The following is a 14,336-nucleotide window of genomic DNA, read 5'->3' as shown; positions in this document are numbered from 1 at the left end:
GACAAGGCCCCGCACCTTCGATTCACAGGTGCGGGGCTTTCTCATCGGCTCACCCCAGCAACTCCCGCACCACCGGCACCAAGCCCCGGAACGCCTTGCCTCGGTGACTGATCGCGTTCTTCTCCGCGGGGGTGAGTTCCGCGCAGGTGCGGGTCTCGCCGTCCGGTTGGAGGATCGGGTCGTAGCCGAAGCCGTTGGTGCCGGCCGGGGTGTGGCGCAGTACGCCCCGGAGTTGGCCCTCGACGACGCGTTCCGTGCCGTCGGGCAGGGCGAGGGCGGCGGCGCAGGCGAAGTGGGCGCCGCGGTGTTCCTCGGCGATGTCGGCGAGCTGGGCGAGGAGCAGGTCGAGGTTGGCCCGGTCGTCGCCGTGGCGGCCGGACCAGCGGGCGGAGAAGATGCCGGGCGCGCCGTTCAGGACGTCGACGCAGAGGCCGGAGTCGTCGGCGACCGCGGGCAGACCGGTGGCCCGGGCGAGGGCGTGGGCCTTGAGGAGGGCGTTCTCGGCGAAGGTCACGCCTGTCTCCTTGACGTCGGGGACGTCGGGGTAGGCCTCCGTGCCGACGAGTTCGTGGGGCAGGGCCGCGTCGGTGAGGATCGACCGCAGCTCGGTGATCTTTCCGGCGTTGCGGGTGGCGAGGATCAGGCGTGTCATACGTCCAGTATCCCGGCCGCCCGCCTCGCCGCTACGAGGTGCAGGTTTTGCTCAGCTCGCCGGCCGCGTCGGTGACCGGGCTGAGGTCGGGGGTGTTGTCGCCGTGTTTGACGGCGGTACGGACGTTGTCGACGGCCCGGTCCAGGTCGTCGACGGCCTTGTTGAGGTCGGCGTCGTCGGTTCTGTCGCCGATCTTGTGGAGGTTCTGCTTGATGTCGTCGACGGACCGGTCGGCCTGGTGGGGATAGAGCGCCGCGTGTTCGGCGGACTCCTGGAGGTCGGTGATGCTGTCCGCGACGGCGTCCGCGGTGCGGACGCAGTCCAGGGCTTTGTGGGCGGCGTCGCAGCCGGCGGTCACTCCGGCGATCAGGGCGACGGTCGCGAGTGGGGCGGCGATGGCGTGGATGCGGCGGCGTCCGGGTCGGCGTGGGTGTCCGGGTCGGCGTAATCGAGTCGCGGCCATGGATGGGTTCCCCTCCCGTCGGGCAGGCCTGTGCGGCCCCGTTCCCCCGTACCGGTCAGGACGTGCGGGCGGGCGGCCGGGTTGCCCCGGACCGCCCGCCCTCGACCGCGTTCCCGTTACCGTTCGAGGGTCGTTTCGAGCGCTTTGCGCTGGAGGGCCGCCAGTTCGTCACAGCCTGACACGGCGAGGTCGAGGAGTGAGTCGAGTTCCGCTCGATCGAAGGGTTCCGCCTCGGCGGTGCCCTGGACTTCGACGAAGCGGCCGTCGCCGGTGCAGACGACGTTCATGTCGGTGTCGGCGCGGACGTCCTCCTCGTAGCAGAGGTCGAGCAGGGGGACTCCGCCGACGATGCCGACCGAGACCGCGGCGACCGTGCCGGTCAGGGGGCGGCGGCCGGCTTTGACGAGTTTCCGGCCCTGGGCCCAGGTGACGGCGTCGGCGAGGGCGACGTAGGCGCCGGTGATGGCGGCGGTGCGGGTGCCGCCGTCGGCCTGGAGGACGTCGCAGTCGAGGACGATGGTGTTCTCGCCGAGGGCCTTGTAGTCGATGACCGCGCGCAGGGAGCGGCCGATGAGACGGCTGATCTCGTGGGTGCGGCCGCCGATCTTGCCGCGTACGGATTCGCGGTCGCCGCGGGTGTTGGTGGCGCGGGGCAGCATGGAGTACTCCGCGGTGACCCAGCCCTCGCCGCTGCCTTTGCGCCAGCGGGGGACGCCTTCGGTCACGGAGGCGGTGCAGAAGACCTTGGTGTCGCCGAAGGAGACGAGGACGGAGCCTTCGGCGTGCTTGCTCCAGCCGCGTTCGATCGTGACGGGGCGGAGTTGTCGGGGGGTGCGGCCGTCAATTCGAGACATGGCGACGAGCCTAGGGCCTGTGCGGGGGTGCGGGGAAAGGGGCTCCTCCCGGGTCGGACGTGGTGGGTCCGGGGCGGGAGGAGCCCCTCAGCGGGGGGTCGCGGGTTTCACATCATGTCTTCGATGTCCGCCGCGATGGGGTCGGCGTCGGTGCCGATGACGACCTGGATGGCGGTGCCCATCTTGACGACGCCGTGGGCGCCGGCGGCTTTCAGGGCGGCGTCGTCGACCTTGGAGGGGTCGATGACCTCGGTGCGGAGGCGGGTGATGCAGCCTTCGATCTCTTCGATGTTCTCGATGCCGCCGAGCCCGGCGACGATCTTCTCAGCCTTGCTGGCCATGTTCTTTTCTCCCTGATCCGAGCCGCTTTGTCGCAGTAACCCACAGTTGGCCCAGCTTCGCGAGCGGTCATGTCGCCCTTGCCGAAGGATGGTTGCTGAGCACGTCGCCAACTGGTCTACACCACCTTACCGAGGGGCGTCCATGAGTGCCGACAGCGCCGCCGCCGGTCCCCCGCGCCTCCGGTGGAACACCCTGTTCCAGGGCTTGCAGAAGATGGGCCGCAGTCTCCAACTCCCCATCGCCGTACTGCCGGCCGCCGGCATCCTCAACCGGCTCGGGCAGCCGGACGTGTTCGGGGACCAGGGGCTGGGGTGGACCGATGTCTCGAAGGTGATGGCGGGCGCGGGCAGTGCGCTGCTGGACGGGTCGCTGGGGCTGCCGCTGCTGTTCTGTGTGGGTGTCTCGATCGGCATGGCGAAGAAGTCGGACGGGTCGACGGCGCTGGCGGCGGTGGCCGGGTTCCTCGTCTACTACAACGTGCTGCGCCAGTTCCCCAAGGACTGCGTGGGCGGGGCGAAGTCGGTGACGGGCATCGGGTGCCAGGCGTCGGACGGAACGGTCACGGCGTTCACTTACCAGAATCCTGGGGTGTTCGGCGGGATCGTGATCGGGCTGCTCGCCGCGTACTTCTGGATGCGTTTTCACCGGACGAAGCTGGTGGACTGGCTGGGCTTCTTCAACGGGCGGCGGCTGGTGCCGATCATCATGGCGTTCGTGGCGATCTTCTTCGCCGCGCTCTGTCTGTGGGTGTGGCCGCCGATCGGCGGTGCTCTGGAGCACTTCAGTGACTGGCTGGTGGGGCTGGGCGCGTGGGGCGCGGGTGTGTTCGGTGTCGCCAACAGGGCGTTGCTGGTGGTGGGGTTGCACCAGTTCCTGAACGTGCCCATCTGGTTCCAGTTCGGGAGTTACACGGAGCCGGACGGCACGGTGGTGCACGGTGACATCAACATGTTCCTGGCGGGCGACCCGCACGCGGGCCAGTTCACGTCGGGGTTCTTCCCGATCATGATGTTCGCGCTGCCGGCGGCGGCGCTCGCGATCACGCACTGTGCGAAGCCGAGCCGGCGCAAGGAGGTCGGTGGTCTGATGCTGTCGGTCGCCCTCACGTCGTTCGTGACCGGCATCACCGAGCCCATCGAGTACTCGTTCCTCTTCGTCGCGCCGGTCCTCTACGCGGTGCACGCGGTGCTGACCGGGGTGTCGATGGCGGTGACGTGGGGGCTGGGGGTGCACGACGGGTTCAGCTTCTCGGCCGGTCTGATCGACTACGCCATCAACTGGGGCCTGGCGACACGCCCTTGGGGCATCATTCCGATCGGGCTGTGCTTCGCGGCGGTCTACTACGTGGTGTTCCGGTTCGCGATTCTCCGGTTCGACCTGAAGACGCCGGGGCGGGAACCGGACGACGAGCGGGAGGACGTCACCAAGGCCTGAAGGCCTGACGACCCGAACAGGCAAGCGAGTTGAGCCCTCCGGAACACCGGTCCGGGGGCTCTTCGTCGTGTACGCGGCGTAGTGATCCGGTCGCGGAATTCGCGGGTTCCTTATGCGGACTTCATCTGCTACAACAGGTCTACACCACTGAGTGGTGTAGACCACCACCCGATGGAGGAAGTCTATGAGCACCGCCACCGCGCCGACGGCGGCACCCCCGAAGAAGTGGGGTTCCGGCCTGTTCCAGGGCCTGCAGAAGATCGGCCGCAGCTTGCAGCTGCCCATCGCGGTGCTGCCGGCGGCGGGTCTTCTGATGCGTCTGGGCCAGCCCGACGTCCAGGCGAAGTTGCACCTCCCGACCAATGTCGCGAAGGTCTTCGCCGGCGCCGGTGGCATCCTGTTCGACGGGTCGTTCGGGCTGCCGCTGCTGTTCTGTATAGGTGTGGCCATCGGCTTCGCGAAGAAGGCCGACGGCTCGACGGCCCTCGCCGCCGTGGTCAGCTTCCTCACCTACTACGCGGTGATCCACCAGTTTCCGATCAAGGACGGCCACGACGGCGCCACCTACACGTCGGTCGCCCCCTTCGGCGGCTTCTGGCAGAAGGGTCACGAGGCCGCGACAGCCGCGACCTTCCAGAACCCGGGCGTACTCGGCGGCATCATCATCGGTCTGCTGACCGCCGTCCTGTGGCAGCGCTACCACCGCAAGAAGCTGGTGGACTGGCTCGGCTTCTTCAACGGCCGCCGCCTCGTTCCGATCATCATGGCCGTCGTCGGCGCCGTTCTCGGCGTCCTGGTCGTCCTCGGCTGGCAGCCCATCGGTGACGTGATCACCAACTTCGGCGAGTGGATGACCGGGCTCGGCTCCTTCGGCGCGGCGCTCTTCGGTCTCATCAACCGCGCGCTGATCCCGATCGGCATGCACCAGTTCGTGAACTCGGTCGCCTGGTTCCAGATCGGCGACTACACCAACTCCGCGGGCACCGTCTTCCACGGCGACCTTCCCCGCTTCTTCGCGGGCGACCCGACCGCCGGCATGTTCATGACCGGATTTTTCCCGATCATGATGTTCGGTCTGCCGGCCGCCGCCCTGGCCATCGCGCACTCGGCCCGCCCCGAGCGGCGCAAGGCCGTGACGGGAATGATGGTGTCGCTGGCGCTGACCTCGTTCCTCACCGGTGTGACCGAGCCGATCGAGTTCTCGTTCATGTTCATCGCCCCGGTGCTGTACGCGATCCACGCGGTGCTCACCGCCCTGTCGATGGCCGTGACCTGGGCGCTCGGCATGCACATGGGCTTCAGCTTCTCGGCCGGCTTCACCGACGTGTTCATCAACTGGGGCATCTCCACCAAGCCCTGGCTGCTGATCCCGGTCGGCCTCGTCTTCGCCGCGATCTACTACGTCGTCTTCCGCTTCGCCATCACCAAGTTCAACCTCCCGACTCCGGGCCGGGAGTCCGACGAGGAACTGGCGGAACTGGAGAAGGCCGAGGCCAAGTAGCCCCGGACACCGTCCGCGCAGAGGGCCCGGTCCGCGAGCGAGAAGCGGACCGGGCCCTCACGTCTTTCCCGCGGAACGCGTCAGATTTCGTACGCCGCCCTCGGCGCCGCCAGTTCCACCGGGCCGCCGTAAGTCGCCCTCGCGTCGGCCAAGTTGACCTGGGGGTCGGTCCACGGGGGGATGTGGGTGAGGACCAGGCGGCGGGCTCCGGCGCGGGTGGCGGTCTCGCCTGCCTCGCGGCCGTTGAGGTGGAGGTCGGGGATGCTCTCCTTGCCGTGGGTGAACGCGGCCTCGCAGAGGAACAGGTCGGTGTCGCGGGCGAGTTCGTCCAGGGAGTCGCTGCGGCCGGTGTCGCCGGAGTATGTCAGGGACCGTCCGCCGTGCTCGACGCGGATGCCGTACGCCTCGACGGGGTGGCGGACCCGCTCGGTGTGCACGGTGAAGGGGCCGATGTCGAAGGTGGAGGGCTTGACGGTGTGGAAGTCGAAGACCTCGCTCATCGAGGAGGCGGTGGGGGTGTCGGCGTAGGCCGTGGTGAGCCGGTGCTCGGTGCCCTCGGGGCCGTAGACCGGGATGGGGTCGCAGCGACCGCCGTCGTGGCGGTAGTAGCGGGCCACGAAGTAGGCGCACATGTCGATGCAGTGGTCGGCGTGCAGATGGCTGAGGAAGATCGCGTCGAGGTCGTAGAGACCGCAGTGGCGCTGCAACTCGCCAAGGGCGCCGTTGCCCATGTCGAGGAGCAGCCGGAAGCCGTCGGCCTCTACGAGGTAGCTCGAACAGGCCGATTCCACGGACGGGAACGACCCCGAGCAGCCGACGACGGTGAGCTTCATGAAGCAGAAACCTCCGCTGGCGGGAACTTCTGGAGTGGGGAGACGGGGGTCGTGCGGTCCGTCGAGCGTAAGGCGCGAAAGGGTGGGTCGCTCCTCCGCCAAGGGCTGTTGTGGGGCAACTCACCTGCTGTGTCACCGGTTCGGCTGGAACAGGGGCGCGGGAGCTTGCGGGAAGGCGCGCGGTCGGGATTGCGCGCCGGTAACGTCGTCTCCATGGACAGGTCCTGGTGGCTCGCGCTCGCGGCGGTGATATTGCTGGCGCTCGTCGCCACGCTCGTGGACGGCTGGGGGCGCGGGCGGCGGCCGGCGGGTCGCCGGTCCCGGCCGCCGGGACATCCGGGGCGCGCGGGGCGGGGCGACCGGCCGCGGCCGGCGGAGATCTGGTGGGCGAACGTGCCCTACGAGGACCAGCCGGGGGAGGCGAAGGACCGGCCGTGTCTGGTGCTCGCGGTGCGCGGGAACCGGGTGACGGTCGCCAAGATCACCAGCAAGTACCACACGGAGCGGGCCGGGGTGATCCCGATGCCTCCCGGGTCGGTGGGGGACGCGCGGGGGCGGACGAGTTATCTGGAGACGGACGAGCTGCGTTCGGTGCGGGTGCGGGAGTTCCGGCGCCGGGTCGGGGTGGCGGACCCGGCGCTGTGGGACCAGGTCCGTCATCTGGCCGGTTAGCGGACGCCTTCCGGTTCCGGGTGCGCGGGCTGCCGCGACGCCTTCGTCTCCCGGGCCGGCGTGGCGGCGGGTGACCGGCCCGCGGTGCCGGGCCGGGGCGCCCTCCCGTGGTGGCCGCGGTCTCGCGGGGCGCGGGTCACGCCCAGAGCTGGCCCTGGAGCGTGGCGATCGCTTCCTCGGTGGTCGGCGCGGTGTAGACGCCGGTGGAGAGGTACTTCCAGCCGCCGTCCGCCACGACGAAGACGATGTCCGCCTGCTCGCCCGCGGCCACGGCCTTCTTGCCGACGCCGATCGCGGCGTGCAGGGCGGCGCCGGTGGAGACGCCGGCGAAGATGCCTTCCTGCTGGAGGAGTTCACGGGTGCGGGTGACGGCGTCGGCGGAGCCGACGGAGAAGCGGGTGGTCAGGACGGAGGCGTCGTACAGCTCGGGGACGAAGCCCTCGTCGAGGTTGCGCAGGCCGTAGACGAGGTCGTCGTAGCGCGGTTCTGCGGCGACGATACGGACGTCGGGCTTGTGTTCGCGCAGGAAGCGGCCGACTCCCATGAGGGTGCCGGTGGTGCCGAGGCCGGCGACGAAGTGGGTGACGGAGGGGAGGTCGGCGAGGATCTCCGGGCCGGTGGTGGCGTAGTGGGCGCCCGCGTTGTCCGGGTTGCCGTACTGGTAGAGCATCACCCAGTCGGGGTGCTCGGCGGCGAGTTCCTTGGCCGCGCGGACGGCGGTGTTGGAGCCGCCGGCGGCCGGCGAGGGGATGATCTCGGCGCCCCACATGGCGAGGAGTTCACGGCGTTCCCGTGAGGTGTTCTCGGGCATCACGCAGACCATGCGGTAGCCCTTGAGCCTGGCCGCCATGGCGAGGGAGATGCCGGTGTTGCCGGAGGTCGGCTCCAGGATGGTGCAGCCGGGGGTGAGCCGGCCGTCCTTCTCGGCCTGTTCGATCATGTGCAGGGCCGGGCGGTCCTTGACGGAGCCGGTGGGGTTGCGGTCCTCCAGCTTGGCCCAGATGCGGACCTCGGGGGACGGCGAGAGCCGCGGCAGGCGCACCAGGGGGGTGTTGCCCACCGCGGCCAGCGGGGAGTCGTAACGCATCGGTGGTCAGCGCGCCCTAGCGCATGCCGCCGGCGACGGCCGGCAGGATCGTGACGATGTCACCGTCGGACAGCTTGGTGTTGATGCCGTCGACGAAGCGGACGTCCTCGTCGTTGAGGTAGACGTTGACGAAGCGGCGCAGCTGGCCGCCGTCCACGACGCGGGCCTGGACGCCGGCGTGCCGGGTCTCCAGGTCGGCGAAGAGTTCGACGAGGGTGTCCCCGTTGCCCTCCACCGCCTTCTGGCCGTCGGTGTACGGGCGGAGGATGGTGGGGATGCGGACCTCGATGGCCATGGGTGCGGGCTCCTGTCGGGAGTAGTCAGTCGGTGGGCGCGCGGCGGCGCGGTGCGGCGGGTGGTGCGTGTGCGCCGCGGCTCACGGCCGTACGGCGGCGGGGTCAGCGCGGACAGATCGCGCTCTGCAGCCTGCACAGGTCGACGTGCAGCCGCGCCACGAGCAGCACGCCCGGCGTCTTGTCGCTCACGTCGAGAAGAACCATGGGCTCATCGTATCGATTCCCGGGCCGGCTTCCGGTAGGTGATCTCACATTTCGGACCGATTTCATCCAAGGTGCGAGATCAGTACGCCTCCACCACCTTGACCTCCTCCTCCTCGACCTCGCCGGCGCGGATCCGGAAGGAGCGGAACTGGAAGTCGCCGAAGCCGTCGGTGTCCGCGGTGGAGACGATGACGTAGTGCGCTTGAGGCTCGTTGGCGTACGAGATGTCGGTGCGGGAGGGGTAGGCCTCGGTCGCGGTGTGGGAGTGGTAGACGACCACGGCCTCCTCGTCGGCGTCCCACATCCGGTCGTAGAGCTTCTTGTGCTCGTCGGCGTCGAACTTGTAGAAGGTCGGCGACCGCTCGGCGTTGAGCATGCGCACATACCGCTCGGGCCGGTCGGAGCCCTCGGGGCCCGCGATGATCCCGCACGCCTCGTCGGGGTGGTCCTCGCGGGCGTGCGCGACGATCCGGTCGTGGAGGTCCTGGGTGATGGTCAGCATGGTCGTCAGGATAAGCAGGCGGCCGGAAGGCGTCGGGCGGGGTGGGGGCGAACGACGGGCGGGCCCTGCCGTACCGAGTGGTGGTACGGCAGGGCCCGTATGCCGGGACGGGGTGGTCAGCCGACCTGTTCCAGGGCGGGTTCGCGACGCTCGGTGCCTTGTGGGTCACGGGAGTTGAGGAGCCACCAGCCGGCCGCGAGGGCGGCGGTCCAGCCGGCCATGACGTAGAGGCAGATCCGCGAGTCGGGGTCGTAGGCGATGAGGGCCGTGACGAAGAGCAGGAAGGCGATGGCGATCCAGCTGCACTTCGCGCCGCCGGGGGCCGGGAAGGACGAGGCGGGCAGGCGGCCGGCGTCGACGGCCCGGCGGTACAGGACGTGGCTGATCAGGATCATCAGCCAGGTCCAGATGCCGGCCGCGGTGGCGACCGAGGTGACGTAGCCGAACGCCTTCTCCGGGACGACGTAGTTGAGGAGCACGCCGATGCCCATGAAGGCGACGGAGACGGTGATGCCGAGCGCCGGGGTCTTCGAGGCGGAGAGGCGGGCGAAGGCCCTGGGTGCCTCGCCGTTGTCGGCGAGGGTGCGCAGCATGCGGCCGGTGGAGTACATGCCGGAGTTGCAGGAGGAGAGGGCGGCGGTCAGCACCACGAAGTTGACGATGCCGGCGCCGGCCGGGATGCCGATCACCGCGAACGCCCGCACGAAGGGGCTGACGCCGGGTGCGAACTCGGTCCACTTGACGACGCACAGGATGACGGTGAGGGCGCCGACGTAGAAGAGGGCGATGCGCCAGGGCAGGGTGTTGATCGCCTTCGGGAGGGTCTTCTCCGGGTTCTCGGACTCGCCGGCCGTGACGCCGACGAGTTCGACGGCGAGGTAGGCGAACATGACGCCCTGGAGGGTCATCAGGGAGGAGCCGATGCCCCGGGGGAAGAAGCCGTCGAACTGCCAGAGGTTGGCGACCGAGGCGGTGTCACCGGCGGCGCTGAAGCCGAAGGTGAGGACGCCCAGCCCGATCACGATCATGCCGATGAGGGCGGTGACCTTGATCATCGAGGCCCAGAACTCGATCTCGCCGAAGAGCTTGACCGAGATCAGGTTGGCGACGAAGAGCACGACCAGGAAGACCAGCGCCGAGAGCCACTGCGGGATCGAGTGGAACCAGTAGTGGACGTAGATCGCGGCGGCGGTGAGTTCCGCCATGCCGGTGACCACCCACATCAGCCAGTACGTCCAGGCGGTGAAGTAGCCGAAGAACGGGCCGAGGAACTCGCGTGAGTACTCGGCGAAGGAGCCCGAGACCGGGCGGTAGAGCAGCAGTTCGCCGAGCGCCCGCATGACGAAGAAGATGATCACGCCCGCGAGGGCGTACATCACGATCAGGCTGGGGCCCGCCTTGGCGATGTTCGCCCCGGCGTTGAGGAAGAGACCGACGCCGACGGCGCCGCCGATCGCGATCATCTGGACCTGGCGGCTGCCGAGTCCGCGCTCGTACCCCTCTTCCGGGGTGACCCGTGACGAGCTCATGTGTGGTGCGCCTTTCTCCGAATCCCCCCGCGTGAACTGGAGCTGCCGGGCCGAGGTCCTCCGGCCTTACGGCGCACCCGGCGGACAGGGGTGGCGTCGGCCGGGCGGTCGTGAAGATTTATCACGGCCCGACCGTTGGCGACTGCAAACGGGTGTGGCGGAGCCCACGGACAGAAGCGGACAAAGAGGCAGCTTGATCGGCATTACCGGCTACGGCGGTGACGCGATCGTTATCCGGATTTGAGCGTCCGCTGAGCGAACGCGGAACCGACACATCTCACGGCATAAGGGTGGCGACCAGCGTCTCCTGAAGCCCGCCCAGCCAGAGGTAGGCCATCACCATCGGCTTGCGCGGGTCCTCGTCCGGGAGCCGGTAGAGGTCGTCCGCGTCGTCCTCGGCGGTGATGTCCAGTCGCGAACCGATCGCCAGGCGCAGGTCGTTGAGGGCACCGAGCCACTGCCGGGACTCCTCGGCAGTGAGCTTGAGGACCGCCCCTCCGTCGCCCCGCGGGGTCAGCGTGTCCAGGGTGCGGATCACCGTGAGGGCGCTCTCGCGCTTGCCGGCCCGGAGGTCGTTCTCGGTGAAGCGGCGGAACTCGGCGGAGTGGGCGAGCCGTTCCTCGGCCTCGCGCGGGGAGGCCGGTGCCTGGCCGGGATCGCCGTAGGCGTCGGGGAAGAGCCGGCGCAGCACCGGGTCGGCGGGCGGCTCGCTCGGCCCTTCGGCGAAGAGTTCGGCGAGCGGGTCGGCGGAGGCGTCCTCCCCCGGGCCCGGTCCGATGAGTTCCAGCAGCTGCACGGCGAGCGAGCGGATGATGGAGATCTCGACGTCGTCGAGCGCGACGGCCGCGCCGCCGCCGGGGAGCGGTTCGAAGTGTCCTGGCATCGCTTGAGGTCGCTACTTCCGGTCCTGCTGAAGGGTGGCCCACAGACCGTAGCCGTGCATCGCCTGCACGTCGCGTTCCATCTCCTCGCGGGTTCCGCTGGAGACGACCGCCCGGCCCTTGTGGTGGACGTCGAGCATGAGCTTGGTGGCCTTGTCCTTGCTGTAGCCGAAGTACGTCTGGAAGACGTACGTCACATAGCTCATGAGGTTGACCGGGTCGTTGTGGACGATCGTGACCCAGGGGACGTCCGGCTCGGGTACGGCGAAGACCTCCTCGGCCGACTCGGTGCGTTCGATCTCCAGGGGTGCGGGTGACGTCACGCGGCCCATGCTGCCACCACAAGGGGGTGCTCGCACAAACGGACCCCACAAATCGTCAAACTGACGAGATAGGGGTACGCTCCATCGTCATGGCGCGTGCGCCGGGGGACGACCCCGGGCCCCCGGCGGACCCCGGGGAGCGCGGAGACTCACACCTAGGAGCTTTGGTGGACGTAGCGGACCTTGGGCTGCCGGTGGACGTTCCCTCGACGGCGCTCTTCACCGACCACTACGAGCTGACGATGCTGCAGGCCGCCCTGAAGGCGGGCACGGCCGACCGGCGTTCGGTCTTCGAGGTCTTCACCCGACGGCTGCCGGAGGGCCGCCGCTACGGCGTGGTCGCGGGCACCGGACGCGTCCTGGACGCGGTGGAGAACTTCCGGTTCGACGGCGGCGTCCTGCGCTTCCTGCACGAGCGCCGGGTCATCGACGAGGCGACCCTGGAGTGGCTGGCCGGCTACCGCTTCGGCGGTGACATCTGGGGCTACCCGGAGGGCGAGGTGTACTTCCCGGGCTCGCCGATCATGCGGGTCGAGGGCTCGTTCGCCGAGTGCGTCCTGCTGGAGACGGTGATCCTCTCCATCCTCAACCACGACTCCGCGATCGCCGCCGCCGCCTCCCGGATGGCCTCCGCCGCCGGCGACCGCCCGCTGATCGAGATGGGCGCCCGGCGCACCCACGAACTGGCCGCCGTGGCCGCCGCGCGCGCCGCCTACGTCGGCGGCTTCGCCACCACCTCCGACCTCGCGGCCGGCTTCCGCTACGACATCCCCACCGTCGGTACCTCCGCGCACGCCTTCACCCTGCTCCACGACCACGAGCGCGACGCCTTCCGGGCCCAGGTCGACTCGCTGGGCGCGGGCACCACCCTGCTCGTCGACACCTACGACGTCACCGAGGCCGTCCGGACGGCCGTCGAGGTGGCCGGGCCCGAGCTGGGCGCCGTGCGCATCGACTCCGGCGACCTGCTGCTCGTCGCCCACCGGGTGCGCCAGCAGCTGGACGAGCTGGGCGCCGTCGACACGAAGATCGTCGTCACCTCCGACCTGGACGAGTACGCCATCGCCTCGCTGGCGGCGGCGCCCGTGGACGCGTACGGCGTCGGCACCCAGCTGGTGACCGGCTCCGGGCACCCGACCTGCTCGATGGTGTACAAGCTGGTCGCGCGCGCCGAGTCGGCCGATCCGAAGGCGCCCCTGGTGCCGGTGGCGAAGAAGTCCACCGGCGGCAAGACCTCGATCGGCGGCCGCAAGTGGGCCGCGCGCCGGCTGGACGGGGACGGGGTCGCCGAGGCCGAAGTCGTCGGCACCGGCGCCGTCCCGGCCGAGCTGGCCGACCGGCAGCTCCTGGTGGAGCTGGTCAAGGGCGGCGAGGTGGTGGCCCGCGAACCGCTGGACGTCGTACGGGACCGGCACGCGGTCGCGCGGGCCGGTCTGCCGCTCTCCGCGCTCCAGCTCTCGCGCGGCGAGGCGGTCATCCCGACGGAGTACCTGCATCTGCCCTCGGGTAACTAGGGCCTGAGCCCGCAGTACCCCGCACGCACCCCGCACCCCGTTCCCGCGCCGCCCCTCCCGCACCCGTCAGTAACTCCCTACGCTCGGAACCCCACCGGCCGGGCCCGCACTCCCCCTCCACCGACCCCCATAGTCGAAGGACACCGACCATGCGCCGCGCCTTGATCGTCGTAGACGTGCAGAACGACTTCTGCGAGGGCGGCAGCCTCGCGGTCGCCGGGGGTGCCGATGTGGCCGCCGCCATCACCGAGCTGATCGGCCAGGCGCCGGCCGGCTACCGCCATGTGGTGGCCACCCGTGACCACCACATCGCGCCCGGCGGCCACTTCGCCGACCACCCCGACTACACCCACTCCTGGCCCGCGCACTGCGTGGCCGGCACGGAGGGCGTGGGCTTCCACCCGAACTTCGCGCCCGCGGTCGCCTCCGGCGCGATCGACGCCGTCTTCGACAAGGGGGCGTACGCGGCGGCGTACAGCGGGTTCGAGGGGCTCGACGAGAACGGCGTGCCGTTGGGCGACTGGCTGCGCGCCCGGGAGATCGACGAGGTGGACGTGGTCGGGATCGCCACCGACCACTGCGTACGCGCCACCGCCTTGGACTCCGCCCGCGCGGGCTTCCGTACCCGGGTGCTGCTCGACCTCACCGCGGGCGTGGCCCAGGCCTCCACCGAGCGGACCCTGGCGGAGCTGCGGGCGGCGGGCGTGGCACTCAGTGGCAAGCCCGTGGTCGCCTAGGACTGCCGGTCGGATCAGGTCCCACTCGCTCCTGCTCGCTCACACTCGGTCGCATTCGGTCCCGCCGTGGTCTCTCACGCCGGGGTCGGCGGGCGGCGGACCAGTGCCCGGATCGGGTGCCAGAGTTCCTGCGGCAGCTCCGGGCCCGGCGCGACGACAGCGTTGTCAGGCGCCGTACGCCATATCAGGCCGTCGGGGTGGTGCAGGACGGCGGTGATCTCGTCCGGGGTCGGCGGGGCCGCGTTGCCGCGCAGGTAGACGGCGCGCATGCCCAGGTTGCGGAGCCTGGTCAGGGCGCGGGCGCGGTTGTGGGCGTGCACCAGGAAACGGACGCACTCCGCGCCGTCGGCGGTGGGTGTGGGCAGGTTCAGCGCCACCACCACGCTGCCTGTCGGCAGCTTGCAGAAACCTCCTGCGGCCATGCGGTCACATCCCGGTGCGAGTCGGTGTCAATAAGAGAGCCACAGGACGCACTCAAACACGATCGGCGGCGACCCGCCAGGGGGTCGCCG

At 69.9% G+C, this 14,336-nt stretch carries 18 protein-coding genes; 5 read left to right on the top strand and 13 right to left on the bottom strand.

The genetic code is table 11. The features are described from left to right. Positions 1-49: 49 nt before the first annotated feature. The 4 genes from rdgB to ABZT12_RS20335 all read right to left on the bottom strand — a co-directional run bounded on the left by rdgB (position 50) and on the right by ABZT12_RS20335 (position 2,346). Positions 50-652 (bottom strand): RdgB/HAM1 family non-canonical purine NTP pyrophosphatase, encoded by a 603-nt coding sequence (rdgB, locus tag ABZT12_RS20350; RefSeq protein WP_356386087.1) that lies wholly within the window; start codon positions 650-652, stop codon positions 50-52. Positions 653-683: 31 nt separating this feature from the next. Continuing rightward, positions 684-1,115 (bottom strand): hypothetical protein, encoded by a 432-nt coding sequence (locus ABZT12_RS20345; protein ID WP_356386084.1) that lies wholly within the window; start codon positions 1,113-1,115, stop codon positions 684-686. A 116-nt stretch (positions 1,116-1,231) separates the two neighbouring features. Further along, positions 1,232-1,969, bottom strand: a complete 738-nt coding sequence (rph, locus tag ABZT12_RS20340; RefSeq protein ID WP_356386081.1) for a ribonuclease PH — start codon at positions 1,967-1,969, stop codon at positions 1,232-1,234. 107 nt (positions 1,970-2,076) lie between these two features. After that, a complete protein-coding gene (locus ABZT12_RS20335) occupies positions 2,077-2,346 on the bottom strand; it encodes a PTS glucose/sucrose transporter subunit IIB (RefSeq protein WP_356386293.1) in 270 nt (89 codons plus the stop codon). A 106-nt stretch (positions 2,347-2,452) separates the two neighbouring features. On the opposite strand from ABZT12_RS20335, the gene ABZT12_RS20330 reads away from it, so the two are divergent. After that, a complete protein-coding gene (locus tag ABZT12_RS20330) occupies positions 2,453-3,745 on the top strand; it encodes a PTS transporter subunit EIIC (RefSeq protein WP_356386077.1) in 1,293 nt (430 codons plus the stop codon). A 184-nt stretch (positions 3,746-3,929) separates the two neighbouring features. Beyond that, entirely contained in the window at positions 3,930-5,246 is a 1,317-nt protein-coding gene (locus ABZT12_RS20325) for a PTS transporter subunit EIIC (protein ID WP_356386074.1), read from the top strand. An 80-nt stretch (positions 5,247-5,326) separates the two neighbouring features. Here the strand turns inward: ABZT12_RS20325 and ABZT12_RS20320 are convergent, their stop codons facing one another. After that, positions 5,327-6,079 (bottom strand): MBL fold metallo-hydrolase, encoded by a 753-nt coding sequence (locus ABZT12_RS20320; RefSeq protein WP_356386070.1) that lies wholly within the window; start codon positions 6,077-6,079, stop codon positions 5,327-5,329. 213 nt (positions 6,080-6,292) lie between these two features. Here ABZT12_RS20320 and ABZT12_RS20315 point away from each other — a divergent pair, with 213 nt between their 5' ends. Further along, positions 6,293-6,751 (top strand): type II toxin-antitoxin system PemK/MazF family toxin, encoded by a 459-nt coding sequence (locus ABZT12_RS20315; RefSeq protein WP_356386067.1) that lies wholly within the window; start codon positions 6,293-6,295, stop codon positions 6,749-6,751. A 136-nt stretch (positions 6,752-6,887) separates the two neighbouring features. On the opposite strand, the gene ABZT12_RS20310 is transcribed toward ABZT12_RS20315, so the two are convergent. The 7 genes from ABZT12_RS20310 to clpS form a co-directional block, all read right to left on the bottom strand. Next, positions 6,888-7,838 (bottom strand): cysteine synthase, encoded by a 951-nt coding sequence (locus ABZT12_RS20310; protein ID WP_356386064.1) that lies wholly within the window; start codon positions 7,836-7,838, stop codon positions 6,888-6,890. Positions 7,839-7,854: 16 nt separating this feature from the next. Beyond that, on the bottom strand, positions 7,855-8,133 hold the full coding sequence (locus ABZT12_RS20305; protein WP_356386061.1) for a MoaD/ThiS family protein: 279 nt from the start codon (positions 8,131-8,133) through the stop codon (positions 7,855-7,857). A gap of 103 nt (positions 8,134-8,236) precedes the next feature. Then, positions 8,237-8,338, bottom strand: a complete 102-nt coding sequence (locus ABZT12_RS20300) for a putative leader peptide (RefSeq protein WP_356386058.1) — start codon at positions 8,336-8,338, stop codon at positions 8,237-8,239. Positions 8,339-8,417: 79 nt separating this feature from the next. Continuing rightward, positions 8,418-8,840, bottom strand: a complete 423-nt coding sequence (locus ABZT12_RS20295) for a M67 family metallopeptidase (protein ID WP_356386055.1) — start codon at positions 8,838-8,840, stop codon at positions 8,418-8,420. Between the two features lie 116 nt (positions 8,841-8,956). Continuing rightward, a complete protein-coding gene (locus tag ABZT12_RS20290) occupies positions 8,957-10,369 on the bottom strand; it encodes an amino acid permease (protein ID WP_356386052.1) in 1,413 nt (470 codons plus the stop codon). 277 nt (positions 10,370-10,646) lie between these two features. Further along, entirely contained in the window at positions 10,647-11,252 is a 606-nt protein-coding gene (locus tag ABZT12_RS20285; protein WP_356386049.1) for a DUF2017 domain-containing protein, read from the bottom strand. Positions 11,253-11,264: 12 nt separating this feature from the next. After that, a complete protein-coding gene (gene clpS / locus ABZT12_RS20280) occupies positions 11,265-11,582 on the bottom strand; it encodes an ATP-dependent Clp protease adapter ClpS (RefSeq protein WP_242773010.1) in 318 nt (105 codons plus the stop codon). 158 nt (positions 11,583-11,740) lie between these two features. On the opposite strand from clpS, the gene ABZT12_RS20275 reads away from it, so the two are divergent. Together ABZT12_RS20275 and ABZT12_RS20270 are read left to right on the top strand one after the other, a co-directional pair. After that, entirely contained in the window at positions 11,741-13,087 is a 1,347-nt protein-coding gene (locus tag ABZT12_RS20275) for a nicotinate phosphoribosyltransferase (RefSeq protein ID WP_356386044.1), read from the top strand. A 149-nt stretch (positions 13,088-13,236) separates the two neighbouring features. Next, positions 13,237-13,824 carry an isochorismatase family protein gene (locus ABZT12_RS20270; RefSeq protein WP_356386041.1) on the top strand — a complete coding sequence of 196 codons (588 nt, stop codon included), beginning with the start codon at positions 13,237-13,239 and terminating at the stop codon, positions 13,822-13,824. A 74-nt stretch (positions 13,825-13,898) separates the two neighbouring features. Here ABZT12_RS20270 and ABZT12_RS20265 read toward each other — a convergent pair whose 3' ends face one another. After that, positions 13,899-14,246, bottom strand: coding sequence for a hypothetical protein (locus ABZT12_RS20265; RefSeq protein ID WP_356386039.1), 348 nt, complete (start codon positions 14,244-14,246; stop codon positions 13,899-13,901). Between the last annotated feature and the right edge of the window lie 90 nt (positions 14,247-14,336).

Source organism: Streptomyces sp. NPDC005423, from assembly GCF_040606415.1.
Lineage (GTDB): Bacteria > Actinomycetota > Actinomycetes > Streptomycetales > Streptomycetaceae > Streptomyces.
The sequence above is the reverse complement of the archived record's forward strand: the minus strand, read 5'-3'. Positions and strand labels throughout refer to the sequence as shown.